Source organism: Microbaculum mangrovi, from assembly GCF_051390635.1.
GTDB lineage: Bacteria > Pseudomonadota > Alphaproteobacteria > Rhizobiales > Tepidamorphaceae > Microbaculum.
Genome location: NZ_JBPODT010000002.1, coordinates 403,826 through 428,449 on the forward strand (window position 1 = coordinate 403,826; position 24,624 = coordinate 428,449).

26 protein-coding genes are annotated in these 24,624 nt (G+C 67.8%); 21 read left to right on the forward strand and 5 right to left on the reverse strand.

The features are described 5' to 3' along the window. The first annotated feature begins 43 nt into the window (after positions 1-43). From ACSF9G_RS08305 to gltX, 4 genes are all read left to right on the forward strand, one after another. A complete protein-coding gene (locus tag ACSF9G_RS08305) occupies positions 44-838 on the forward strand; it encodes a DODA-type extradiol aromatic ring-opening family dioxygenase (protein WP_436640416.1) in 795 nt (264 codons plus the stop codon). A gap of 78 nt (positions 839-916) precedes the next feature. After that, entirely contained in the window at positions 917-1,507 is a 591-nt protein-coding gene (locus ACSF9G_RS08310; protein ID WP_436640418.1) for an NUDIX domain-containing protein, read from the forward strand. A 64-nt stretch (positions 1,508-1,571) separates the two neighbouring features. After that, on the forward strand, positions 1,572-3,239 hold the full coding sequence (locus tag ACSF9G_RS08315; protein WP_436640420.1) for an NAD+ synthase: 1,668 nt from the start codon (positions 1,572-1,574) through the stop codon (positions 3,237-3,239). Between the two features lie 17 nt (positions 3,240-3,256). Then, positions 3,257-4,609, forward strand: a complete 1,353-nt coding sequence (gene gltX / locus ACSF9G_RS08320; protein ID WP_436640422.1) for a glutamate--tRNA ligase — start codon at positions 3,257-3,259, stop codon at positions 4,607-4,609. Here gltX and ACSF9G_RS08325 read toward each other — a convergent pair. The 3 genes from ACSF9G_RS08325 to ACSF9G_RS08335 form a co-directional block, all read right to left on the reverse strand. Then, entirely contained in the window at positions 4,581-5,753 is a 1,173-nt protein-coding gene (locus ACSF9G_RS08325) for a DUF2865 domain-containing protein (protein ID WP_436640424.1), read from the reverse strand. The two genes, gltX and ACSF9G_RS08325, sit on opposite strands and share 29 nt — an antisense overlap. 196 nt (positions 5,754-5,949) lie before the next feature. Then, the gene (maiA, locus tag ACSF9G_RS08330) at positions 5,950-6,585 is read right to left on the reverse strand and encodes a maleylacetoacetate isomerase (protein WP_436640426.1); all 636 of its coding nucleotides are present in this window, start codon (positions 6,583-6,585) and stop codon (positions 5,950-5,952) included. Continuing rightward, the gene (locus ACSF9G_RS08335; RefSeq protein ID WP_436640428.1) at positions 6,582-7,094 is read right to left on the reverse strand and encodes a MarR family winged helix-turn-helix transcriptional regulator; all 513 of its coding nucleotides are present in this window, start codon (positions 7,092-7,094) and stop codon (positions 6,582-6,584) included. The genes maiA and ACSF9G_RS08335 overlap by 4 nt, the downstream gene beginning before the upstream one ends. Before the next feature lie 133 nt (positions 7,095-7,227). On the opposite strand from ACSF9G_RS08335, the gene ACSF9G_RS08340 reads away from it, so the two are divergent. The 8 genes from ACSF9G_RS08340 (at position 7,228) to ACSF9G_RS08375 (ending at position 14,430) form a co-directional block, all read left to right on the forward strand. Further along, a complete protein-coding gene (locus tag ACSF9G_RS08340) occupies positions 7,228-8,400 on the forward strand; it encodes a homogentisate 1,2-dioxygenase (RefSeq protein WP_436640430.1) in 1,173 nt (390 codons plus the stop codon). Between the two features lie 134 nt (positions 8,401-8,534). Beyond that, on the forward strand, positions 8,535-9,560 hold the full coding sequence (locus ACSF9G_RS08345) for a fumarylacetoacetate hydrolase family protein (RefSeq protein WP_436640432.1): 1,026 nt from the start codon (positions 8,535-8,537) through the stop codon (positions 9,558-9,560). A gap of 81 nt (positions 9,561-9,641) precedes the next feature. Beyond that, positions 9,642-10,106, forward strand: coding sequence for a DoxX family protein (locus ACSF9G_RS08350; RefSeq protein ID WP_436640434.1), 465 nt, complete (start codon positions 9,642-9,644; stop codon positions 10,104-10,106). Positions 10,107-10,130: 24 nt separating this feature from the next. After that, positions 10,131-11,081 (forward strand): MBL fold metallo-hydrolase, encoded by a 951-nt coding sequence (locus ACSF9G_RS08355; RefSeq protein ID WP_436640436.1) that lies wholly within the window; start codon positions 10,131-10,133, stop codon positions 11,079-11,081. Positions 11,082-11,139: 58 nt separating this feature from the next. Next, entirely contained in the window at positions 11,140-12,753 is a 1,614-nt protein-coding gene (locus ACSF9G_RS08360; protein WP_436640438.1) for an FAD-dependent oxidoreductase, read from the forward strand. Next, positions 12,746-12,943 (forward strand): DUF2783 domain-containing protein, encoded by a 198-nt coding sequence (locus tag ACSF9G_RS08365; protein WP_436640440.1) that lies wholly within the window; start codon positions 12,746-12,748, stop codon positions 12,941-12,943. Before ACSF9G_RS08360 ends, ACSF9G_RS08365 begins: the two co-directional genes overlap by 8 nt. A gap of 136 nt (positions 12,944-13,079) precedes the next feature. Further along, the gene (locus tag ACSF9G_RS08370; RefSeq protein WP_436640442.1) at positions 13,080-13,607 is read left to right on the forward strand and encodes a CreA family protein; all 528 of its coding nucleotides are present in this window, start codon (positions 13,080-13,082) and stop codon (positions 13,605-13,607) included. Between the two features lie 169 nt (positions 13,608-13,776). Beyond that, positions 13,777-14,430, forward strand: a complete 654-nt coding sequence (locus tag ACSF9G_RS08375) for an HAD family hydrolase (protein ID WP_436640444.1) — start codon at positions 13,777-13,779, stop codon at positions 14,428-14,430. On the opposite strand, the gene ACSF9G_RS08380 is transcribed toward ACSF9G_RS08375, so the two are convergent. After that, entirely contained in the window at positions 14,395-14,547 is a 153-nt protein-coding gene (locus ACSF9G_RS08380; RefSeq protein ID WP_436640446.1) for a hypothetical protein, read from the reverse strand. The genes ACSF9G_RS08375 and ACSF9G_RS08380 overlap by 36 nt on opposite strands. An 852-nt stretch (positions 14,548-15,399) precedes the next feature. Between ACSF9G_RS08380 and ACSF9G_RS08385 the strand changes: the two genes are divergently transcribed. The 8 genes from ACSF9G_RS08385 to ACSF9G_RS08420 all read left to right on the forward strand — a co-directional run bounded on the left by ACSF9G_RS08385 (position 15,400) and on the right by ACSF9G_RS08420 (position 21,624). Further along, positions 15,400-15,681 (forward strand): hypothetical protein, encoded by a 282-nt coding sequence (locus ACSF9G_RS08385; protein WP_436640448.1) that lies wholly within the window; start codon positions 15,400-15,402, stop codon positions 15,679-15,681. Positions 15,682-15,724: 43 nt separating this feature from the next. Beyond that, the gene (gene cysS, locus ACSF9G_RS08390) at positions 15,725-17,170 is read left to right on the forward strand and encodes a cysteine--tRNA ligase (protein WP_436640450.1); all 1,446 of its coding nucleotides are present in this window, start codon (positions 15,725-15,727) and stop codon (positions 17,168-17,170) included. After that, positions 17,167-17,328, forward strand: coding sequence for a hypothetical protein (locus ACSF9G_RS08395; RefSeq protein ID WP_436640452.1), 162 nt, complete (start codon positions 17,167-17,169; stop codon positions 17,326-17,328). The genes cysS and ACSF9G_RS08395 overlap by 4 nt, the downstream gene beginning before the upstream one ends. A 25-nt stretch (positions 17,329-17,353) precedes the next feature. Then, a complete protein-coding gene (locus ACSF9G_RS08400) occupies positions 17,354-17,893 on the forward strand; it encodes a GFA family protein (RefSeq protein WP_436640456.1) in 540 nt (179 codons plus the stop codon). Next, on the forward strand, positions 17,890-19,515 hold the full coding sequence (gene cimA / locus ACSF9G_RS08405) for a citramalate synthase (RefSeq protein ID WP_436640458.1): 1,626 nt from the start codon (positions 17,890-17,892) through the stop codon (positions 19,513-19,515). The genes ACSF9G_RS08400 and cimA overlap by 4 nt, the downstream gene beginning before the upstream one ends. Positions 19,516-20,020: 505 nt before the next feature. Next, positions 20,021-20,416, forward strand: a complete 396-nt coding sequence (locus tag ACSF9G_RS08410; RefSeq protein WP_436640460.1) for a hypothetical protein — start codon at positions 20,021-20,023, stop codon at positions 20,414-20,416. Between the two features lie 4 nt (positions 20,417-20,420). Then, on the forward strand, positions 20,421-20,867 hold the full coding sequence (locus ACSF9G_RS08415) for a biotin/lipoyl attachment domain-containing protein (RefSeq protein WP_436640462.1): 447 nt from the start codon (positions 20,421-20,423) through the stop codon (positions 20,865-20,867). A gap of 31 nt (positions 20,868-20,898) precedes the next feature. Further along, positions 20,899-21,624, forward strand: a complete 726-nt coding sequence (locus tag ACSF9G_RS08420; protein ID WP_436640464.1) for a glutaredoxin family protein — start codon at positions 20,899-20,901, stop codon at positions 21,622-21,624. Between the two features lie 659 nt (positions 21,625-22,283). On the opposite strand, the gene ACSF9G_RS08425 is transcribed toward ACSF9G_RS08420, so the two are convergent. After that, positions 22,284-22,886: an LOG family protein gene (locus tag ACSF9G_RS08425; RefSeq protein ID WP_436640466.1), complete on the reverse strand. Its 603-nt coding sequence runs from the start codon at positions 22,884-22,886 to the stop codon at positions 22,284-22,286. Positions 22,887-23,082: 196 nt separating this feature from the next. Between ACSF9G_RS08425 and ACSF9G_RS08430 the strand changes: the two genes are divergently transcribed. Then, positions 23,083-24,591, forward strand: coding sequence for a LysM peptidoglycan-binding domain-containing protein (locus ACSF9G_RS08430; protein ID WP_436640468.1), 1,509 nt, complete (start codon positions 23,083-23,085; stop codon positions 24,589-24,591). Positions 24,592-24,624 lie beyond the last annotated feature (33 nt).

Below are 24,624 nucleotides of genomic sequence, written 5' to 3' on the forward strand. Positions count from 1 at the left end.
AACAATAGATAGTCGTCATCGCTTCTGGATGCGGAGATGACCCATGGCCGCGATGCCTTCGCTGTTCGTGTCGCACGGTGCGCCGAACCTGATTTTGTACGATACGCCCGCGCGGCAATTCCTCGCCGACTACGCCGAGAGTATTGAGCGTCCCACGGCGATCCTGTCGGTATCGGCGCATTTTGAGACCGACCGCCCGGCCGTCGTCGCCGACCCGGCGCCCGACATGATCTACGATTTCGGCGGCTTCGAGGACGAGCTCTACACGCTGACCTATCCCGCCCCCGGCGATCCGGCGCTGGCCGAGCGCGTTGCCGGTTTGCTTTCGGACGCCGACCTGGCGCCCGCGATCGTGCGCAAGCGCGGCTACGACCACGGCACCTGGGTGCCGCTGATGCTGCTCTACCCCGGCGCCGATATCCCCGTCGCCCAGCTTTCGGTGCAGCCGGGCGCGAGCGCCGCGCACCACTACCGGCTCGGCGAGGCGCTGGCGCCGTTGCGCGACGAGGGCGTGCTGATCGTCGGCTCCGGGTCCTTCACCCACAATCTTTACGAAGCGTTCCAGAACCTGAAGCGGGGCGCCGTCGACGCGGAGCGGCCGGACTGGGTCTCGGCCTTCGTCGACTGGATGGTGCCGCGCATCGAGGCCGGCGCGGTCGACGACCTGCTCGACTACCGCACGAAGGCGCCCTTCGCGGTGGAGAACCACCCGACCGACGAGCACCTGTTGCCGCTCTACGTGGCGCTCGGCGCGGCCGGTGCCAGGCCGAAGGGCCACCGCATCCACGAAAGCCACCAGTTCGGCGCGCTGGAATTGGACGCGTTCGCGTTCAACTAGGGCGGACCGCACGCCGCGCCCTTGCCCTTGGATCGCCTGCCCGCTACGCAGGAGCCGCCATTACCGGGGGAGGCGGACATGGGCAAGGCGCAGGACGGCCCGCGCATCGTCGACGAGGAGACCGTCTACGACGGCTTCGTCAGGCTGACCCGCTATACGGTCGAGGCGCCGTGGCACGGCGGGACGCTGCGGTTCGACCGCGAGGTTCATTTCCACGGGCATGTCGCCGCCGTCCTGCCGGTTGATCCGGACCGCAAGGTCGGGCTGCTGATCCGCCAGTTCCGCCTCTCGCCGCTTCTCGACGGCGGCGACGGCTGGCTGTGGGAGGTGCCGGGCGGCCTGCTCGGTGGCGACCCGCCGCCGCGCTGCGCCGTGAAGGAGGCGCAGGAAGAGGCGGGAATTGCGATACAGACGCTTGAATCGCTCGGCGATTTACTGTCCTCTCCCGGAATCGTCCGCGAATGCGTGCATATCTTCTGGGGAACCTACGAAGGACCGCCGCCCGCGGCGACCGGTGGCCTGGATCATGAAAGTGAGATGATCGAGGTCCACGAGCTTCCGATGGCCGAAATCGCCCGCATGACGGAGAACGGCGACATCGTCGACGCGAAATCGGCGATCGCGGTGTTCCGGCTGAAGGCGCGGCGGCCGGATCTGTTCGCCGGCTGACGGCCCGCATGCGGGCGAGCCGGGGACCGGACAGGCGGGAATGGGGACAGGATTGGTCGGCGTCATGACGAACGAACTTGCGATCGCCTGCGCGCAGCTCAACCCGATCGTCGGCGACATCGCCGGCAATCTGGCGCTCGCGCGCAAGGCCCGGGCCGAGGCGGCGGAATTGGGCGCCGACCTCGTCGTGTTCACGGAACTGTTCATCTCCGGCTATCCGCCGGAGGATCTGGTGCTGAAGCCGGCCTTCCAGCAGGCCTGCCGCGACGCCGTGGAGGCCCTTGCCGCCGACACCGCCGATGGCGGTCCGGCCGTTCTCATCGGCGCGCCGTGGCACGAGGACGTGAAGACCTACAACGCCTTCTGCCTGCTCGAGGAGGGCAGTGTGACGGCGACCCGGTTCAAGGTTGACCTGCCCAACTACGGTCCGTTCGACGAGAAGCGCGTGTTCGCGCCCGGCCCGCTGCCAGGCCCCGTGCCCTTTCGCGGCGTCCGGCTCGGGGTGCCGATCTGCGAGGACATCTGGGAGGACGAGGTCGTCGAGTGCCTGGAGGAAAGCGGCGCCGAGCTGCTGATCGTCCCCAACGGCTCGCCGTGGTGGAAATACAAGCACGACCTGCGCCTCAACGTCGTCGTCCAGCGGGTGACGGAATCCAACCTGCCGCTCATCTACGTCAACCAGCTCGGCGGCCAGGACGAGCTGATCTTCGACGGCGCCTCCTTCGGTCTGCACGCCGACCGCACGCTCGCCTTCCAGATGCCGGCGTTCGAGGAAGGCGTCGCGCTGACCCGGTGGAAGCGCGATCGCGGCGAGGGCTGGCGCTGCGTCGAGGGGCCGATGGCCGCGCTCGGGGACAATGACGAGCTGATGTGGCTCGCCTGCGTGAACGGCCTGCGCGACTACGTCGACAAGACCGGCTTTCCCGGCGTGGTGCTCGGTCTGTCGGGCGGCATCGACTCGGCGATCTGCGCCGCGATCGCCGTCGACGCGCTCGGTCCCGAACGCGTCCACTGCGTGATGATGCCATACCGCTACACCTCCAATGCCTCGCTGACCGACGCCGCCGACTGCGCCGAGGCGCTCGACGTGCGCTACGACAGCGTCTCGATCGTCGCGCCCGTCGACGGCTTCACGGCGGCGCTGTCGCCGCTGTTCGACGCGCTGCCCGCCGATACCACCGAGGAGAACCTGCAGTCGCGCGCCCGCGGCACCACGCTGATGGCGATCTCCAACAAGTTCGGGCCGATGGTGGTCACTACCGGCAACAAGTCGGAGATGTCGGTGGGCTATTCGACGCTCTACGGCGACATGAACGGCGGCTTCAATCCGATCAAGGACCTCTACAAGACCGAGGTCTACCGGCTCGCCGCCTGGCGCAACGCCAACCGCCCCCAGGGGTGCCTGGGCCCCGACCATCCCGTGATCCCGACGAACATCATCGCCAAGGCGCCGTCGGCGGAGCTCAAGCCCGGCCAGACCGATCAGGACACGCTGCCGCCCTACGACACGCTCGACGACATCCTCGAGTGCCTGGTCGAGAACGAGATGTCGATCGCCGAGATCGTCGCGCGCGGCCACGACGTGGAGACGGTGAAGCGGGTCGAGAACATGCTCTATGTCGCCGAGTACAAGCGCCGTCAGGCGCCGCCCGGTATCAAGATCACCCGCAAGAACTTCGGTCGCGACCGGCGTTACCCGATCGTCAACCGCTATCGCGACACCGCGATGTGAGGACCTTTGCCACCACGATGTCCGTAACCGTCCGCTTCGCGCCGTCGCCCACCGGCTACCTGCATATCGGCAATGCCCGCACGGCGCTCCTGAACTGGCTCTTCGCGCGCCGCCGCGGCGGCCGTTTCATCCTGCGCCTCGACGACACCGATACCGAGCGCAGCAGGCCGGAATTCGCCGACGCCATCGTCGAGGATCTCGCCTGGCTCGGCATCGTGCCGGACCTGATCGTCCGGCAGTCGGAGCGGCGCGGTGTCCACGACGCGGCGGCCGACCGGCTGCGCGGCCTCGACCGGCTCTATCCCTGCTACGAGACGCCGGAGGAGCTGGAGCGGCGCCGCAAGCGCCAGCTCGCCCGCCATCTGCCCCCGGTCTACGACCGCGCCGCCCGCGCCCTGACCGACGCGGACCGGACGGCGTTCGAGGCGGAAGGCAGGCCGCCGCACTGGCGTTTCCTGCTGGAGGACCGCGACGTGGCCTGGGACGACCTGTGCCGCGGGGCTCAGAACTATGCCGCCGGCTCCCTGTCCGATCCGGTGCTGATCCGCGGCGACGGCAGCTATCTCTACACGCTGCCGAGCGTGGCCGACGACGTCGATCTCGGCGTGACCCACGTCATCCGCGGCGAGGACCACGTCACCAACACCGCGGTGCAGATCGAGATCTTCGAGGCGCTGGGCGCGACGCCCCCGGTTTTCGCCCATCACAACCTGCTCGTCGCCGCCGGCGGGGAGGGGCTGTCCAAGCGCACCGGCGCCCTGTCGCTGCGCAGCCTGCGCGCCGATGGCTACGAGCCGATGGCGGTGGCGAGCCTCGCCGTGCTGAACGGCTCGTCCGAAGCCGTGCAGCCGGTCGCCTCGCTCGACGCCCTTGCCGGGATCGTCGATCTCGACAAGCTGTCGCGGGCGCCGGCGACCTTCGATCCCGCCGAACTCGACGGTCTCAACCACCGCCTCGTCACCGAACTGCCGTATGCCGCGGTTGCCGATCATCTGGACCGGATGGGCATTGGCGGCGGCGAGGCGTTCTGGCTGGCGGTGCGGCCGAACCTAGACAAGGTGTCCGACACGCTTGACTGGTGGCGGCGTATCGAAGGGCCGGTCGCCGCCCTGATCGCTGCCCCGATCACGGATGAGGACCGGGCGTTCCTGGAGGCGGCCGCCGGCCTGCTGCCGGCCGAACCCTGGCCCGACGACGTCTACGCGTCCTGGGTGGGCGCGGTGAAGCGGGAGACAGGCCGCTCCGGCAAGGCGCTGTTCAAGCCGTTGCGGCTGGCCCTGACCGGCGTCGAGCACGGTCCGGAGCTGAAGGCGATGCTGCCGCTGATCGGCCGGGAAAGGGCTATTCTCCGCCTGACCGGTAAAGGGTGAAGCCGGGTCCCACGATGCGCACGGACTTGCCGGCGACCACGCCGACTTTCGGCGCCGACACCGCGATATAGTCCTCCATTCCCGTCACCGTGGCGATGCTGCCGGCCACCGGCGGTTCGTTGCCGGGCCGGTTGCGGGGCACGGGGATCGGCATCGCCGCGGTCGGCAGCGGCTTCAGTTTCTCAGCGACGACGCCCCGGCGCGCCCCGGTATCGCTGAGGATCATCGACCCGTCACGTCCGGGCAGGGCGACGACGACGCGCTCGCCGAGCGCGGCGGTCTGCATGCCCGCCTTGCAGCTGCAGTCGTTGACGAACTCGTTGCGGAAGCGGAAGGCGTTCGGCAGCCTCGAGATCGGCTCGCCGAAGAGGGAAATCGCTTCTTCCGGCCCCTCGCCGGGATTGCGGTGGACATACAGCGCGACGTCCGAGGTCGGACAGCTCGCCTGGCACATCTGGGCATCCATGTCGAAACGGCCCTGCACGGTGGAGAAGCTGATCGGCCAGAAGAACCCGTCGCAGGTGCGCACGCACAGCGTCCGGTAGGTGCCGTAGAAGCCCATCCCGCCGGAGGGCTCCATCATGTAGGGATCGCGTACGTAGGGATCGCGCGTGTAGTCGCGGTTGAAGAAGTCGAACATCCCGCCGCTGCGCCGCGTCGCGTAGCGCTCGTATTGCGGGCCGCACCTGTTGTCGCCGAGCATCGCCAGGAGGCGCCGCCGCTCGCCCTCGTTCACGCCCGTGTCGACCGGCATCAGGTTGCGGCGCTGGCCCTGCAGGCGCTGCAGGTTCGTCTCGAGCCTGTTGATGATCGCGTCGTGATCGCCGCAGCCGGCCGGGCGCTGCGGGCGGAAGAACAGGAAGCCCTTCTGCTGGTCGCATCCCGCCCGCGCCGCCTGCCGGCGCGCAACGTTCAGCATCCGCTGCTGCTCGATGATGTCGGAGTTGTAGCGCTGGATGGTCACCGGCGAGGCGCCCATCGAGCCGCGCTCGAGGTCTACGAGCCGCGCTTCAAGCTTGACGCAAAGGGAATAGTCCTGCGCCAGCGCGGCGCCCGTGGCGACCAGCCCCGAAATCAACAGGCCCGAAATGGCCGGAAGGACCGCTCGGGCGAATCCTGAAACGGAATGACGAACGCTGAACACCCTGTCTGTCCCTGCGGGGTCTGGTGGCCTTGCCCGCCTGTCCCGACGCATCGGTGTCGGCGTATCGGGCGCGGCCGCGGCAGTATGGAAAATCGCCCGGAGTCGGTCAAACATGTCGGTCAAACATGTCGGTCAAACATGTCGATAGAACCCGGCGGTCAAGCTTGTCGGTCTAAGCCGTCCGGATTGGCGGGCGTCACTCCGCGTCCGGCTGGTTCTCCGGCGCCGCGTCGATGAAGGCCGGGAGCGTCGCGCACGCAGCCTCCACGGCCGCGATCTTCGGAAAGGCGCCCAGCGGCACCTTGAAGCGGCGGGCGTTGTATACCTGCGGGACGATATAGAGGTCGGCGAGGCTGACCGTGTCTCCGAAGGCGTACGGTCCCGGCTGGATCAGCTGTTCGATCGCCTCGAAGCCGGCCGTGACCCAATGGGTGTACCAGGCGTCGAGCGCCGGCTGCGCCTGGCCGAACTCGCGTTTCAGGTATCCGAGCGTTCCGGAATTGTTGAGCGGATGGATGTCGCAGCCGACGATCGCCGCGGCCGCGCGCACATGCGCGCGCTGCACGGGGTCCTTCGGCAGCAGCGGCGGATCGGGATAGGCCTCGTCCAGATACTCGAGGATCGCCGGCGACTGGACGATTACGGTGCCGTCGCTCAGTTCGAGGGACGGGATCCGCATCTGCGGGTTGATCGCCCTGTAGGCGGGTTGCTTGTGCTCTCCGCCGTCGCGGACGAGATGCACCGGCACCATGTCGCAGCCGACGGCCTTAAGGTTCAGGGCGATCCGGGCGCGATAGGCGGCCGACGAGCGGAAGTAGGTGTAGAGCTTCACGCCGTGTCGCTCCCGATCGTTCCGCCGATCTCGCGCGCGATCTCGTCGGACCGCTCCATCAGCGTGGTCAGCACCCGTTCAAGTACGGCGGTCTCGTCCGCCGAAAGTCCGCCGGCGAGCTGGTCGCCGAACCGGAGCGCCAGCGGCACCAGCTTGCGATAGGTCTCCCGTCCCTTTTCCGTCAGGGTCAGATAGGCGACGCGCATGTCGGAATCGCTGATCTGCCGGTCGATCAGGCCCTTCTTCTCGAGCTCGGCGACCGCGCGGCTGACCTTGGTCTTGTGCATCCGGCTGTTGCGGCCGATGTCCGTCGAGGTCATCGTCCCGAACTGCCCCAGCGCGGCCATCGTGCGCCATTCCGGATTGGTCAGGCCGTAGCGGTCGGCGTAGAGGCGCGACAGCGACTGGCTGACCTGTTCGGCCAGCATGACCAGGCGATAGGGCAGGAATTCCTCGAGCTTCAGCGTGCGGTCGCCCGCTTCGCCGGAGCCATCGGCGACCGTGTGCACGTTTTCCCCCGGATTCGTTGACAATTGTTTCATTTGAAACTAATACTGCGACAGAATGTCCTGCAACGCTACCCCGAAGATCCGGTTTCCGGGAGCGGCAAGCGGACAATAGGCACCGATAGGGGAGGTGGCAATGGCAAGCGATTACATCCCTGTGAGCCGGGTGGAAGGCAAGGCGTCGCGGCAGGCGCATGCCGATTTGCCGGACGGGACGTTCGAGCGCGAACTCGGCAAGGAAGGGTTCTTCGGCCCCGCGGCGATGATGTACCACAAGCATCCGCCGACGGCCTGGAACAACTGGTCGGGCCCGCTGCGCCCGCGCGCGTTCGACCTCAACAAGCTCGATTCCGGCACCCCGTCGTTCTGGGACGCGCCGGCCGTGCTGCAGAATGCGTCGGTCAAGGTTCGCTACTGGAACCTCGATAAGCCGATGGACTATCTCGCCCGCAACGGCGACGGCGACGAGTTGCTGTTCGTCCATCGCGGCGCCGGCGCGCTGTTCTGCGACTACGGCCACCTGGACTACGCCAAGGGCGACTACCTGGTGCTGCCGCGGTCGACGATGTGGCGCCTGGCGCCGTCGGAGCCGACGCTGGTGCTGGCGATCGAGTGCACCAACGGCTCCTACAAGCTTCCCGATCGCGGCATGCTCGGAAAGCACGCCCAGTTCGATCCGGCGATCCTCGACAGCCCGAAGATCGACGACGCGTTCCTCGCCCAGCAGGACGAGACCGAGTGGAAGGTCCTCATCAAGCGGCGCGGCGAGATCTCGACGGTCACCTATCCGTTCAATCCGCTCGACGCGGTGGGCTGGCAGGGCGATCTGTCGGTGGTGCGCCTCAACGTCAAGGACATCCGGCCTCTGGTCAGCGCCCGCTACCATCTGCCCCCGTCGGCGCACACCACCTTCGTCGGCGACCGCTTCGTGATCTGCACCTTCGTGCCGCGGCCGTTCGAGGAGGACGAGGGCGCTCTCAAGATCCCGTTCTTCCACAACAACGACGATTACGACGAGGTGCTGTTCTACCACGACGGCGACTTCTTCTCGCGCGACAACATCGAGGCGGGGATGGTCACCTGGCATCCGTGCGGCTTCACCCACGGGCCGCACCCCAAGGCGCTGCAGCGCATGTTCGTCCAGCCCAAGAAGGAGACCGACGAATACGCGGTCATGCTGGACACCCGCGACGCGCTGGAGATGGGGCCGGGCGCCCAGGCGGTCGAGAACCCCGACTACGCCGAAAGCTGGAAGGTCGACGGCGCGCCGGTGACCAATCCGGTCGTGCCGCGCCACGCCGCGGAGTAGGCTGCACGGCCGCGGCTGTGTCCTCTCCGCGGGTTGCCGGGGTAGGGTATGGCCGCGATCCGTCGCTACACTTCGTCATGCCCGGGCCCGACCCGGGCATCTCGTCCTTCAATCGCGCCCGAGGAGCCTGACAGTTGAAACTCGCGACCCTTCGTGACGGCACCCGCGACGGCCGCCTTGTCGTCGTGTCCGCCGATCTGAAGCGCTGCACGCCGGCGGGAACCGTGGCCGGCACGCTGCAGCACGCCCTCGACGACTGGGCCGCCGCCGAGCCGGGGCTGCGGCAGATCGCCGAGCAGCTCGATCTCGGCATGATCGCCGGCGAGCCGTTCGATCCCGCCGACAGCATGGCGCCGCTGCCGCGCGCCTTCCAGTGGGCCGACGGGTCGGCCTACGTCAATCACGTCGAGCTGGTGCGCAAGGCGCGCGGCGCCGAGATGCCGGAGACCTTCTGGACCGACCCGCTGATGTATCAGGGCGGCTCGGATTCCTTCATCGGCCCGTGCGATCCCGTCCTCGTCGCCGACGAGGCCTACGGCATCGACATGGAGGCGGAGATCGCCGTTGTCGTCGACGACGTGCCGATGGGCGCGAGCCCCGAGCTTGCCGCCGGCAGCATCCGCCTGATCATGCTCGTCAATGACGTCAGCCTGCGCAACCTGATCCCCGGCGAGCTGGCCAAGGGCTTCGGCTTCTTCCACGCCAAGCCGTCGACGGCGTTCTCGCCCGTCGCCGTCACGCCCGATGAGCTCGGCGCCGCCTGGGACGGCCACCGCGTGTCGCTGCCGCTGCTCACCGCGCTCAACGGCGAGCCGTTCGGCAAGCCGCGCGCCGACGTCGACATGACCTTCGACTTCCCGACCCTGATCGCCCACGCCGCCAGGACGCGGCCGCTGTGCGCCGGCACCATCGTCGGCTCGGGCACCGTCTCCAACAAGCTTGACGGCGGGCCGGGCAAGCCGGTTTCCGAGGGCGGGGCGGGCTATTCCTGCATTGCCGAGATCCGCATGGTCGAGACAATCAACGAGGGCGCGCCCCGGACCGGGTTCCTGAAGTTCGGCGATCGCGTGCGCATCGAGATGACCGACGCCGACGGCCATTCGATCTTCGGGGCGATTGATCAGGAAATCGCAAAATATTCGGCTCCGGGAGCGAATTGATGGTTCGCGCCGCCTCCCTAGTTCCAGTCCAGTCCCCGCATCGAGGGGCATGAGCAAGAACCGGAACTGGAAAGGAATAGGATGTCCAATACCTCGCAGACCCTTGTTATCCCCATGCTGGGGCCGCTCTACAGGGCGCTGTCGCCGCTTTCGGAGCTGCTGCTGCGCCTCGTCGTCGGCGGCTTCCTCATCCCGCACGGCATGCAGAAGGCGTTCGGCGTCTTCGGCGGCGGCGGGTTCGCGGGGACGGCGGGATGGATGGGCAGCATCGGCCTGGCGCCGGGCTGGCTGTTCGCGGCGCTCGCGATCTTCGTCGAAATCGGCTGCGGCGTGCTGATCATGATCGGGTTCCTGACCCGCCCGGCCGCCGCGCTCGCCTGCGGCTTCCTGCTCGTCGCCGCCGTTTCGGTACATGCCGCCAACGGCTTCTTCGGGCAGAATGGCGGCTACGAATATTCCGTCATGTGGGCGGTCGCCGCGCTGTTCTTCGCGGTCCGCGGCGCCGGACCGGTCTCGGTCGACCGCGCGCTTGGCCGCGAATTCTAGAGAAAAAACGGAGGACGCCCAAGGATGGCGAAAACGTTCGCTTCGACCGGAGACACGGCCGAGAAGACCATCACCTTCGCCGAGATCGGCGAGGGTCTCTATGCCTTCACCGCCGAGGGAGACCCCAATACCGGCGTGATCGTCGGCGACGACTCCGTCATGGTGATCGACGCGCAGGCGACCCCGGTCATGGCCCGCAAGGTCATCGAGCGGGTGCGCACCGTCACCGACAAGCCGATCCGCTACGTCGTCTTGTCGCACTATCATGCGGTGCGCGTGCTCGGCGCCTCGGCCTACGACGCCGACGAAGTCCTCGCCTCCGAGGCGACCCGCTCGCTGATCGTCGAGCGCGGCAAGGAGGACTGGGAGTCCGAGCTCGGCCGCTTCCCGCGGCTGTTCCAGGCCGCCGACTCCGTGCCGGGCCTCACCTGGCCGACCATGACGTTCCCGACCCGGATGACCGTCTGGCTCGGCAAGCGCCGCGTCGACCTCGTTCATCTCGGCCGCGGCCACACCGCCGGCGACACCGTCGCCTGGGTGCCGGATTCCAGGGTGATGTTCTCCGGCGATCTCGTCGAGTATCACTCCGCCTGCTATTGCGGCGACGCCCATTTCGCCGACTGGCCGAAGACGCTGGACACGCTCGCCACCTACAACCCGCGCGCCCTGGTGCCCGGTCGCGGCGACGCCCTCGACAGCCCGGAGATGGTCGCCGACGGCATCGCGCTCACCCGCGACTTCCTGACCACGCTCTACGACTCGGTTGCGGAGAGCGCCGCGCGCGGCCTCACCCTGAAGCAGGCCTTCGACCGCGCACGCGAGGTCATGGACCCGAAATTCTCGAAGTTCGCGATCTACGAGCACTGCCAGCCCTTCAACGTCGCGCGGGCCTATGACGAGGCGCGCGGCCTCGACCATCCGCGCATCTGGACCGCCGAGCGCGACCGCGAGATGTGGGAGGCGCTGCAGGGCTGAATCACCAACAGGCTCAAGAACAACGCCAGAAAGGCAATCGCGGAGTCGGGAGGGAACAATGGGTGAAACGCAACACCGCCACGCCGTATTCAGCTTCGGCTACAGCCGCTCGGCCGATCAGGACGCCTCCGCGCCGGTCCGCCATCCGGTGATCATCGTCGGCGCCGGTCCGGTCGGCCTGTCCGGCGCCATCGATCTGGCCCAGCGCGGCATCCCGGTCGTGGTGCTCGACGACGCCGACCGCATCGGCGAGGGCTCGCGCGGTCTGTGCTATTCCAAGCGCTGCCTGGAGATCCTCGACACGCTCGGGGCGGGCGAGGCGGTTGCCGGCAAGGGCGTCGACTGGAAGCTCGGCAAGGTCTATTTCCACGACCAGGAGGTCTACGAGTTCGACCTGCTGCCGGAGCCCGGCCACAAGATGCCGGCCTTCGTCAACCTGCAGCAGTACTACCTCGAGAAATACCTGGTCGAGCGCGTCGAACAGCTCGACATCGTCACCGTGCGCTGGCGCAACAAGGTCACGGCCGTCGAACAGGACGCGGATGGCGTCATCATCGACATCGAGACGCCGGAGGGGCCGTACCGGCTCGTCGCCGACTGGCTGATCGCGGCCGACGGCGCCAACTCGACGCTGCGCCGGCTGATGGACATCGAATTCGTCGGCGAGACCTTCCGCGACCAGTTCCTGATCGCCGACATCAGGATGGAGGCCGATTTCCCGGCGGTCCGGCGCTTCTGGTTCGAGCCGCCGTTCCACAACGGCCAGTCGACGCTTCTGCACAAGCAGCCCGACAACGTCTGGCGCGTCGACTTCCAGATCGGCTGGGACGCCGATCCGAAGGAGGAGACCCGTCCGGAGAAGGTCCGCGCCCGCCTCGACAAGATGATGCAGGGGCGTCCCTACGAGCTCGAATGGGTGTCGGTCTACACCTTCCAGTGTCGCCGCAACGAGCACTTCCTCTACGACCGGGTGATCTTCGCCGGCGACGCCGCCCACCAGGTCTCGCCGTTCGGCGCGCGCGGCGCCAATTCCGGCATCGAGGACACCCACAATCTCGCCTGGAAGCTCGCCCTGGTGCTGAAGGGGGAGGCGCCGGCCTCGCTGCTCGGCTCTTACGATCTGGAGCGCATCCAGGCAGCAGAGACCAATATCGGCCACTCGACGCGCTCCACCGACTTCCTGGTGCCCAAGAGCCCCGGCGACAAGCGCCTGCGCGACGCCGTGCTCGATCTTGCCCGCGAATTCCCGTTCGCGCGCCGGATGGTCAATTCCGGCCGGCTGCATACCGCCGCTCATTACGACAGCCCGCTGACGACGCCCGATAGTGACGAATTCGATGGCACGGTGGCGCTCGGCGACCCGGCCGCCGACGCGCCGCTGGTCGATGCGGCCGGCAAGCCGGTCTGGCTGCTCAACGCCCTGTCGCCCGATTTCACGCTGGTCCGCGTCGCCGACGGCAACAGGCCGAACGTGCCGGAGGGCGTGACGCTCATCACCATCGGCGACGATCTGAACGACGCCTCGGGCCTGTTCAAGGCGCGCTACGACGCCACGCCGGGCGCCTGCTACCTGTTCCGTCCCGACCAGTATCTGACCGCCCGGTTCCGCTCTTACGACCGGTCGCGCGTGGAGGCCGCGCTCAAGCGCGCCAGGGGAGAGATGAATGGCTGATCTCGACACCGCATCGCGTTTCGACAATCCCGACGCCGCCTTTCACGTCCTCGTCGACGCGCATCGCGACCTCGACGCGGAGGCGAGCGCCGAGTTCAACGCCCGCCTCGTCCTGCTGCTGGCCAACCATATCGGCGACCTCGACGTCTTGCGCCAGGCGGTCTCGGCGGCCCGCAAGGCGGCGCGATAGGGCCGACCGAGGGGATGTCGGCCCCGGCGGTTGTCCCGGCGGTGGCCCCGGGGCCACCCTCGGGGATGGTGGCGCGGCTCGCAATTGTCCGTCCGCGCCCCTATCTGAAAACGGACCGCCGACCCGGGAGACGACCATGCGCGCCCTTGCCGCCCTCTGCACCACGCTGATCCTCTTCGCCTTCGCGGCCGCAGCAACGGGCCCCGCTGCGGCACAGGAGGCGGAACCGGAACTGATCTTCAAGAAGTCGACCGTCTGGAAGTTCCTCACCCCGGACCACAAGCTTGCCACTTATGCCCTCGACGATCCCAAGATCGAGGGCGTCGCCTGTCACTTCACGGTGCCGGAAAAGGGCGGCATCAGCGGCATGTTCGGCGTTGCCGAGGAACTGTCGAACGCCTCGCTCGCCTGCCGCCAGGTCGGCCCGGTTTCGTTCAAGGAGAAATTCGAGCAGGGCGAGGAGATGTTCCGCGAGCGCCGCTCGGTCTTCTTCAAGAAGATGCGCATCGTGCGCGGCTGCGACGCCAAGCGCAACGTGCTGGTCTATCTCGTCTATACCGACAAGCTGGTCGAGGGCAGCCCGGAGAACTCCACCTCGACCGTGCCGATCATGCCCTGGGCCGGCGCCGAGGCGCCCCGGTGCGCCGATTTCCTCGAGGAGTAGGGCCGATTTTCGCGAGAAACAGGCGGGTCTCGCGCACCGGAACCGGCCGACTTTGCAGCCGGCAATATTTGCCGGATTATTTTTCCCGCGATACGTGCAGTATCCGCAGGGTCCGCTATTGTGCTACGCAATATCCGGATTTGGCGCTGCAGCGTAAAGGGAGTTTACTTTGCAACCGATTGTTCGTCCCGAGGCCGTCGTCTTCGACGTCGGCAACGTCCTGCTCGACTGGAATCCCGCCTATCTCTACGAAAAGCTGATCCCCGGCGCCGAGGAGCGCGAGTGGTTCCTGACCCACGTGGTCACGCTGGGCTGGCACTTGCACCAGGACCGCGGCCGAAGCTGCGCCGAGGGGATTGCCGACCTGTCCAAGCGGTTTCCGGGCTCTAGCGAGCTGATCGCCGCCTTCTACGAGCGTTGGCTGGAGACGATCGGCGGGCCGATCGAGGGCACCGTCGCGGTGATGGAAGATCTGCGCGCCGCCGGCGTTCCGGTGCACGCGATCACCAATTTCGCCGCCGAGCTGTGGCCGGTCACGGTCGAGGAATACCCCTTCCTTGGCGAGTTCGGCGAGGCCGTGGTGTCCGGCGAGGTCGGCTACGTCAAGCCGGATCCGCGCATCTTCGACGCGCTTGTGGCCCGCACGGGGCTCGCGCCCGAAACGATGGTGTTCATCGACGACCGCACCGACAATGTCGATGCCGCCCGCCAGCTCGGCTTCCAGGCCGTGCACTTCACGACCCCCGAGGCGCTCGTCGCCGATCTCGCCGCTCTCGGTCTGCCGGTCTCAGCCGCCGCAGCCAATGCCGCGCTGCAGGCATAGATCGGCCTGGGTCATCGGCCTTCCGTAGTCCGATTTCACCAGAACCGGTGCCGCGAACAGGAAAACGGTGCCGGCGAACATCGAAACCATCGCCAGCGACATCACGAACTTACCCATCGGAGTGGCCCCTTCGATACGCGGGTGAACAACAACGTGGGCGGACGATAGAACCCCGCGCCTGAGCCGGACCTGAAGCCCCCGTTCATCCGCGGTTCAGACGGGGCAACGCCGTCGTCGGGTGGCCATTGGGAAGGGGCTCTGGCCGTATCGCTGTGACCTCCCCATCCCCACGAGATGCCCGGGCGTGACCCGGGCATCTCGTGCCGCACGCCTGAGATTGCCGGGTCAGGCCCGGCAATGACGTGCAGGAGGAATGGGGTTCCCGCTTTCTGCATCGAGGACAGAATCGCGCGGACGGGCCGGATGGGTCCCGGATCAGGTCCGGGACACGCGTTTGTTCGGATGGCACGGCCGTGGCCAAAAGCAAGGCCGCGTGCTCCGGGCTTGACCCGGAGCCCATGGACCGGAGCCGAGGGACTCGTCCCTGGGACCGGAAGCCAGGCTTCAGGCCCAGCGGCCGTATCGCCGTGTCCTCCCCATTCCCACGTCATGCCCGGGCGTGACCCGGGCATCTCGTGCCGCACGCCCGGGATTGCCGGGTCAGGCCCGGCAATGACGTTGAAGGGGGTTCCCGTTTTCTGCATCGAGGACAGAACCGCGCGGACGGGCCGCATGGGTCCCGGATCGGGTCCGGGACACGCGTTTGTTCGGGCGGCACGGTCGTGCCCAACAGCAGGGTCGCGTGCTCCGGGCTTGACCCGGAGCCCAGGGACCGGAGCCCAGGGACCGGAAGCGAGGCTTCAAGCCCTCGAACCGCATCGCCGTGACCTCCCCTTCACCCACGTCATGCCCGGGCGTGACCCGGGCATCTCGTGCCACACGCCCGGGATTGCCGGGTCAGGCCCGGCAATGACGTGGAGGGAAAAGGCGGGTTCCCGTTTTTCATCCATTAGCGAAGACGCACGGCTTTCCTTCTTCATCTTTCCCGGCGGTGCCGCTTTCGCGGCGGTGCCGCGCGACCCCGGCGCGACCCCGGCGCGACACCGCGACGGTGAGCCCTTGACGCCGGGCCCCGCATGCGCGCATATCGCCACCCATGACGGCTTCACGCGGAATTATCATTCGCTCGATCATTATTTGCGGCTAGCGCACACGCTGGCCGCGGCCGTTCCTTATTTCCTGAAAGCTTAAGGACACTCGGGCGCCCCGGCCGGCAGGCAGGTGAGGGTTTGACGTGAGTTTGCGGCTTTACAACACGCTGACGCGGACGAAGGCGGAATTCCGTCCGCTCGACCCGGCAAATGTGCGCATGTATGTGTGCGGGCCGACGGTCTACGATTTCGCCCATATCGGCAACGCCCGACCGGCGATCGTCTTCGACGTGCTGTTCCGGCTCCTGCGCCACGTCTACGGCGCCGACCACGTCAAATACGTCCGCAACATCACCGACGTCGACGACAAGATCAACGCGCGCGCCGCCCGGGACTATCCCGACCTGCCGCTCAACGCGGCAATCGGCAAGGTCACCGCGTTGACCGAGCGCCAGTATCACGAGGACGTCGACGCGCTCGGCTGCCTGCGCCCCACGGTGGAGCCGCGCGCGACCGAGCATATCGGCGAGATGAAGGCGCTGATCGAGAAGCTGGTCGCGGGCGGCCATGCCTATGTGGCCGAGGACCACGTCCTGTTCGACGTGCCCTCGATGCCCGAATACGGCAAGCTCGCCCGCCGCTCCCTCGACGAGATGCAGGCCGGCGCCCGCGTCGACGTCGCGCCCTACAAGAAGGACGCGATGGATTTCGTCCTGTGGAAGCCGTCGAAGCCCGGCGAGCCGGCCTGGGACAGCCCCTGCGGCATCGCCGCGCCCGGCCGCCCCGGCTGGCACATCGAGTGCTCGGCCATGGCTTGGAAGCACTTGGGCGAGACCTTCGACATCCACGGCGGCGGCGTCGACCTGGTCTTCCCGCACCACGAGAACGAGGCCGCCCAGACCTGCTGCGCCTTCCACTCCGAGCGCATGGCGCAGGTGTGGATGCACAACGGCTTCCTGCAGGTCGAGGGCGAGAAGATGTCGAAGTCGCTCGGCAACTTCATCACCATCCGGGAGCTGTTGGAGAAGGGATGGCCGGGGGAAGTCCTGCGTTTCGCAATGCTAAAAACGCACTATCGTCAGCCGATAAATTGGACGCACAAAGGGATAGTTGAAGCGACCTTGGAGCTCCAAGGAATTAGCAATTGGACAAGCGGCCTCGACTACGAGCCGATTTCCAGTGACGTAGCACCAAGCGTTTTGGACGCACTAAGCGATGACCTGAATACCCCTAAAGCCTTTGCGGAGCTGCACCAATTAATTGGTGCCCTTAAATCGCACTCCGACGCGGACAAGCAGCAAAGCGATTTGCTCGATCAACTGCGCAATTCACTGAGATTACTGGGTATCGGTGATTTGGATGGGTTTGACGCGAACCGGATAATCGCGACGGTCACCCATGGAAAAATCGAAGTCGATGAGGCTGAAGTAAGTGCCCTGATCGCCGCCCGCGCCGCCGCCCGCGCGTCGAAGGACTGGGCCGAGGCCGACCGCATCCGCGACGACCTCGCCGCCAAGGGCATCGCCTTGAAGGACGCCAAGGACCCCGAGACCGGCGAGCTGGTCACCACCTGGGAGATCGCACGATGACCGAAGAGGCCCCAAAACCCGAGGGGAAGCAGGCGGGAAAGCACACCTGGCACGACGACACGCCGTTTCCGAAGCGCTGGATCGGCTATGTCGTGATCAAGGTGATCGTCCTCGTCGTCGCCGTCGGTCTCGGCCTGTGGTGGGCCGGACTCTTGTAAGCTGGCCTGTTGTGAGGAGAGCGCCATGACGACCCGAATCCCGGTGATGACGGGCGGCTGCCAGTGCGGTGCGGTGCGCTATGCCGTCCACGCCGAACCCTACAACCGCCACATCTGCCACTGCCGCATGTGCCAGAAGGCGTTCGGCGGCTTCTTCGCCCCGCTCGTCAACGTGCGCAACGAGGATTTCGAGGTCACCCGCGGCGAGATCGCCATTTTCCGCTCCTCGCGCGACGTCGAGCGCGGCTTCTGCGCGGCCTGCGGCACGCCGCTGACCGTCTTCACCGACGGCGACGACCACCTGAACGTCGCCATCGGCAGCTTCGACGAGCCGGCGCGGCTGATGCCCGAGATCCAGATCGGCATCGAGGCGCGCATGCCCTGGTTCGCCGCGCTGGCGGGCCTGCCGGAGCACACCACCGAGGCTGCGGCGGAAAAATACGGCTTCATGGACGAGCTGGCCGTGATCGCCGCCCATAACCATCAGCATCCCGACCACGACACGACGGACTGGCCGCCGCAAGACCGGCCGCCGGAATCCAGGCCGAAGGAGAGCGAGCGATGAGCCGCGAACGCCTGTATCTGTACGATACGACCCTGCGCGACGGCGCGCAGACGCCCGGAGTCGATTTTTCGGTCGAGGACAAGATCCAGATCGCCGGCCTGATCGAGCGGCTCGGCATCGACTATGTCGAGGGCGGCTGGCCCGGCGCCAATCCCACCGACACCGAGTTCTTTGCCAAGAAGCGCACCGCCAGGGCCCGTTTCGCCGCCTTCGGCATGACCAAGCGCGCCGGCCGCTCGCTGTCCAACGATCCGGGCCTCGCCACCGTGCTCGATTGCGCCGCCGACACCGCCTGCCTCGTCGCCAAGACCTGGGATTTCCACGTCACCGTCGCGCTCGGCACCACGCTGGAGGAGAACCTCGAGGCAATCACCGAATCCGTCGAGGCTGTGGCGGCCAGCGGCAAGGAGCCGATGCTCGACTGCGAGCACTTCTTCGATGGCTACAAGGCCAACCGCGACTACGCACTGGCCTGCGCCAGGGCCGCCTATGACGCCGGCGCCCGCTGGGTCGTATTGTGCGACACCAACGGCGGCACGCTGCCCGAGGAGGTCGCCGCCATCGTCGCCGATGTCGCCCAGGTGGTGCCCGGCGACCGGCTCGGCATCCACGCCCACGACGACACCGGCAACGCGGTCGCCAATTCGCTGGCCGCCGTGCGCGCCGGCGCCCGCCAGATCCAGGGCACGCTCAACGGCCTGGGCGAGCGCTGCGGCAACGCCAATCTGGTCTCGCTGATCCCGACCCTGAAGCTCAAGCCCGCCTACGCCGAGGCCTTCGAGACCGGCGTCGACGACGACGCCCTGGCGCATCTCACGCCGATCTCGCGCACCTTCGACGAGATCCTCAACCGGGCGCCGGCGCGCCAGGCGCCTTATGTCGGCGAGGCGGCGTTCGCCACCAAGGCCGGCCTGCATGCCTCGGCGATTCTCAAGGACCCGGCGACCTACGAGCATGTCGCCCCGGAAACCGTCGGCAACCGCCGCCGCGTTCTCGTCTCTGATCAGGCCGGCCGCTCCAACCTGCTCGCCGAGCTCGACCGGCTCGGTATCCAGGTCGACCGCGAAGACCCGGGCGTCGGCCGGCTGCTCGATGAGGTCAAGCGTCGCGAGGCGGACGGCTGGGCCTACGAGGCCGCCGACGCCTCCTTCGACCTGCTGGCCCGCCGGACGCTGGGCAAGGTGCCCGAGTTCTTCCGCATCGAGAGCTTCCGGGTGCTGGTCGAGCGCCGTTACAACGCGGTCGGCGAACTGGTCACCGTGTCGGAGGCCACCGTGAAGATTACCGTCGACGGTGAGCCGCTGATGTCGGTGGGCGAGGGCAACGGCCCGGTCAACGCGCTGGATCAGGCGCTGCGCAAGGATCTCGGCCGCTTCCAGCGCTTCATCGACGATCTCGAGCTGGCCGACTACAAGGTGCGCATCCTCAACGGCGGCACCGGCGCCACCACCCGGGTCCTGATCGAAAGCCGCGACGCGAAGGGCAACCGCTGGTCGACGGTCGGCGTCTCTCCCAACATCGTCGACGCCTCGTTCCAGGCGCTGGTGGATTCGATCACCTGGAAGCTGCTCAAGTCCGACGCCGCCCCGGCCCGGGCACCGGCAGCGGCGCTGGCCGGCTAAGCCGGGTCCCTAACGCTTCTATGTCATGCCCGGGCGTGACCCGGGCATCTGGTGCCACACGCCCGGGATTGCCGGGTCAAGCCCGGCAATGACGTGGAGGGGAGTGAACGGCGCTCGCCGCCCGGCGGCTTTCCGCATCGAGGCAACACCATGCGGACGGGCCGGATGGGTCCCGGATCAGGTCCGGGACACGCGTTTGTTCGGGTGGTTAGGCCGCGCCCCAGTCGCCGGCCGCGTGCTCCGGACTTGATCCGGAGCCCAACTCGCGGGTGCTGGATTGCAGCGCCGTTCCTTTTTCTACGTTATGCCCGGGCGTGACCCGGGCATCTGGCGCCACACGCCCGGGATTGCCGGGCCAGGCCCGGCAAGGACGCAAAGGAGGAAGGGCGGGCAGACGCCGTCCGCCCGGCGCGACCATCGGCCGCTCGCGTACATATTCACGTTACGGTATATTTCCCTCTCGCCCGCGATATCGGGGGCGCCGAACCGCTTCGAAAAGGGCACGATGCTCAAACGCAACCGCTGGTTCATCATGCTGGCCCTTGTCTATGCGCTGCTGGCGGGGCTCGTCGGCATCGGCCGCATCGAGATGCCCGCGCTGCTTCCCGGCGACGGCGCGCGCCTGCACGGTCATCTAATGCTGTTCGGGTTCGTGACGATGATGATCTACGGGATCGCGCTGCACGTCCTGCCGCGATTTGCCGGGCGGGTCCTGTTTTCCGAGCGCATGGCCGACGCGCAGTTCGTCCTCGCCAATCTCGGGCTCTGGGTGATGATCTACGGCTGGCTGGCGCTCGACGATGTCGCGCTGGGAGTCGGCGGGGTCGTGTCGTGGCTGGCCATGGCCCTGTTCGCAGTCAATATCGCCGCGACGGTGCGGCTGTTCGGCCCGAGGGTGTAGCGACATGATGGAATACCGTGGCTGCGAGTTGCCCGAAGACGTCTATTACGACCTCGACTATCTTTGGGCGCGGCCCGGCGACGACGGGACGTTCACGCTCGGGCTGACCGACCCGGCCCAGACCATGGCGGGCCGCGTCGTCGCCGTCATGTTTCGCAAGGTCGGCACCCACCGCGCGGCTGGCCGCCATGTGGCGACGCTTGAATCGGGCAAGTGGGTCGGCGGCGTGCCGTTGCCCTTCGACGGGACCATCGAGCAGATCAACCAGGCGGTGGTCGACGATCCCGGTATCGTCAACGTGTCGCCTTATACCGACGCATGGCTGCTGATCGCCAGGCCGGACGATCCGGACGAGGCGATGGCCCGGCTCAAGAAAGGGCCCGAGGCGATCGCCGCCCTGAAGGCGTGGATCGACCGCTACGACATCGAATGCATGCGGTGCGTCGACTAGCGGCCCGCCGCAGGCGCGAGGAGACCGGCGGATGAAGGTGCAGCTTCTCGTCTCGGAATGGTGCGAGCCCTGCGACCGCGCCGAGGCGATCTGGCGCGAGGTCGCCGAGATGCGTGAGATCGAGCTCGAGGTGCTCGACATGGCGCAGCCCGAGGGGCGCGCGGTGGCGAAGCGGCTGGGTATCCGGTCCATTCCCGCGCTCGTCATCGACGACGCGCTGAAGGGGCTGGGCGTGCCGACCAGGAGCGCCGCCCTCGAATATGTGGCGGCGGCGCCGCCGCGCGCGCGCACCACGGTGCTCCATGTCGGCCTGGTGATGGGCACGTCGAGCCGGGCGGCGGTGCTGGCGGCGGTGGCCTATCTGCTGGTGGGCGGCGGGTTTTTCGCCTGGTACGGCGGCCTGCCGCAGAGCGAGCCGCCGCGTCTCGCCGCCATCCACCTGTTCACGCTCGGCTTCGTGACGTTCATGATCTATGGCCTCGGTGAGCACCTGCTGCCGCGCTTCACCGGCAATCCGATCCGCTTCGGCGCGGCGGCATGGGCGCAGCAGGGCCTGGCCCATGCTGGGCTTCTGGCCTTCGTCCTGGGCACGCTGACCGAAACGCGCATCCTCCTGTCCGCCGGCGCGACGTTGGCGTGGCTGGCGCTGCTCGTCTTCACCACGCGCATTCTGCCGGTGCTGTGGCCCGCCCCGGCGTCCCGCCCCGCCACCGGCGACGGCGCGGAGGCCGCATCGCCCGGTCCGGCTTCGCAGTGACGTACTGGGGGGGGCGGGCCGCCTTTTTCTACGTCATGCCCGGGCTTGACCCGGGCATCTCGTGCCACATGCCCGGGATTGCCGGGGCAGGCCCGGCAATGACGTGGAGGGGGATGTAGGGGGAGGCCACCTGCCGCACCCGCCTTTCCGCATAGACGGTATCACCGTGCTGAGGGGCCGTATGGGTCCCGGATCAAGTCCAGGGCACGTGTTTGTTCGGGTGGCACGGCCGTGCCCAACAGCAAGGCCGCGTGCTCCGGACGTGATCCGGAGCCCAGGGGTCGAAGCCCCATGCGGCGGAGCCCAAAGGACGCGCTGCCGCGCCTTTTTCTACGTCATGCCCGGGCGTGACCCGGGCATCTCGTGCCACATGCCCGGGATTGCCGGGTCAGGCCCGGTAATGACGTGGGAGGGGCAGGGGGAGAGGGCTCGCCGCACGGGGCTTCCCGCATCAGCGAAAACGCCGCGTGGGCAGGCTGCATGGGCCCTGGATCACGTCCAGGGCACGTGTTTGTTCGGGTGGCACGGCCGTGCCCAACAGCAAGGCCGCGTGCTCCGGACGTGATCCGGAGCCCAGAGGCCGAACCCCATACGGCGGAGCCCAGAGGCCGAACCGCGGTGCGTTTCCCCGTCATGCCCGGGCAATCCGGGCGGCGCGGCTACATCCGCTCGGCGACCTGGGCTTCCGTCAGCGCCGGCTTGGGGGCCTTTGCCGCTTCCTCGCGCAGATGCGGGATCACGTCCTCGATGTTCTCGACGACGATATAGCCCACGTCGAGATCGCGGCGGATGAAGGCTTCCTGGCGCATGTGGTCGAACAGCACCCGCAACGGGTCCCAGTAGCCGCCGATATTGGCGAGCGCCACCGGCTTGGCGTGCTGGCCGAGCTGCGACCAGGTCAGCATCTCGACGGTTTCCTCCAGCGTGCCGATGCCGCCGGGCAGGGCGACGAAGGCATCGGACTGCTCGAACATCAGCCGCTTGCGCTCGTGCATGTCCGGCGTGACCGTCAGCGTCTGCACGTCGCGCAGCATGCGTTCGCGCTCGACCAGGAATTCCGGGATGATGCCGGTGACGGTGCCACCGTGGCGCAGCACCGAGCGGGCGACCGCGCCCATCAGCCCGAGGCTGCCGCCGCCATAGACCAGGCCGATGCCGTTTTCGACGAGCAATTCGCCGAATCGGTCGGCCGTTTCCATGAAGACAGGGTCCCGGCCATCGCTGGAACCGCAGTAAACGCAGATATTCTTGATCTCACTCATCGCTGTATGAGGCCTTTTCGCCGCGAATCCGTCAAGTCGGAGCGGACTTGTCCTTTCCCTTCGCACAATATAGGTGAGGTATGAACAAGTTACGCGCGATTGCCGCCAGTTTCGTGTCACCCTGCGGCAGTCGGGGCCGGAGCAGGGGGACGCCCGGCCGCAGGATAATTCGTCCACCCGCGGAGAGCCGGGTTACATGGGCCATCAGCAGAAACTCATCCTTGCCATCCTCGTGATCCTCATCGTCGCGGGCCTGGGTGGTCTTGGCATCTACTACGCCACGCAAGAGCCGGACCGCTCCGACGTCGCCGGGACGCAGGACACGGATACGGCCGCGGCGCCGGCCGTGGACCAGGCCGGGGCGGGCCAGGAAGCGGCAACGGCGGGCGAGGCGATCGCGCCGAGCTTCGATATCGTCCGTGTCGAGCCCTCCGGCGAGGTGGTCGCCGCCGGCCGTGCGTCCGCCGGCGCGCGAATCGAGCTGCTGCTCGGCGACGACGTGATCTCCAGTGCCCAGGCCAATGCCGGCGGCGAATGGGCGCTGGTGTTCGACGAGCCGCTCAAGCCCGGCAGCTACGATCTGGCACTGCGCGCCACCGGTCCGGCCGGCGCGGGCGGGATGGTTGAGGGCGACCGTGTGACGGTCGTGATCGAAGGGGCGGACAAGACGCCGCTCGTTGCCGTCACCCGTCCCGGCCAGCCCACGGAAGTGCTGCAGACCCCGACGGCGGAACCCGGGGAGACCGTCACCGCAGAGGTGAAGCCACAGGAGCCGGCCGCCGGGTCGGAATCGACGCCCGGACAGCAGGCGCCCGGACAGTCAGCGCCCGAACAGCAGGGAGCGGAACAGCCGGCAGCCGAACAAGCCGGGGGCGAACCGCAGCAGACAGCCGAAGCCGGAACCTCGGCGCAGCCCGGCGCCGAGCAGGCCCAGCAGCCAGGAAGCCAGCAAGCAGGGGCTCAGGAGCCAGCAGGCCAGGAGCCAGCAGACCAGAAACCTGGGGGCCAGCAGCCCGCCTCCGGCGAGCAGGTCGCCGCCGCGACGCCGGAACAGTCCGCCGGCGACGAGCCGGCCGCTCCCGGCGTCGAAATTGCGATCGAGACGGTGGAGGTCGAGGATCCCGACCGGTTGATGCTGGGAGGCCGCGCCGGCGCGGGCCAGGCCGTGCGCGTCTACATGAACAACGAACGGCTCGCGGATGTGGAAACCGGCGCCGACGGACGCTGGACGCTGTCCGCCGAACGTCCGATGCCGCCCGGCCGCTACGAGGTGCGTGCCGACGCGATCGGCGCCGACGGTGCCGTGCGGGGCCGCGCCCAGGTGAAGTTCGACCGGGTTCGGGTCGTCGCGGAAGGCGACCCGGCAGCCGACGCTGAAGCGACCGGGCCGACAGCCGAGCCGACGGTTTCGGGCGCCGCGGGAGGGGCTTCGGAAGGCTCCGAGGTCACCATCGTCTCGCGCACTTCCGGTTCTGGAGCAGCCGAGGGCGGCACCGCGGTCGGCGAAGGGGCGGGCACCTCGGTCGTGGTCATCGCACGCGGCGACAATCTCTGGCGGATCGCCCGGAAGTTATACGGCCAGGGCGTTCGCCACACGGTGATCTACGAGGCCAACAGGAACCAGATCCGTAACCCGCACCTGATCTATCCGGGTCAGGTGTTCACGATCCCCGTCCTGGAGGACGAGGAGGGGCCGAAAGGCTGACGCCGGCGGTTTCGCGCCTTATATAGAACCGTC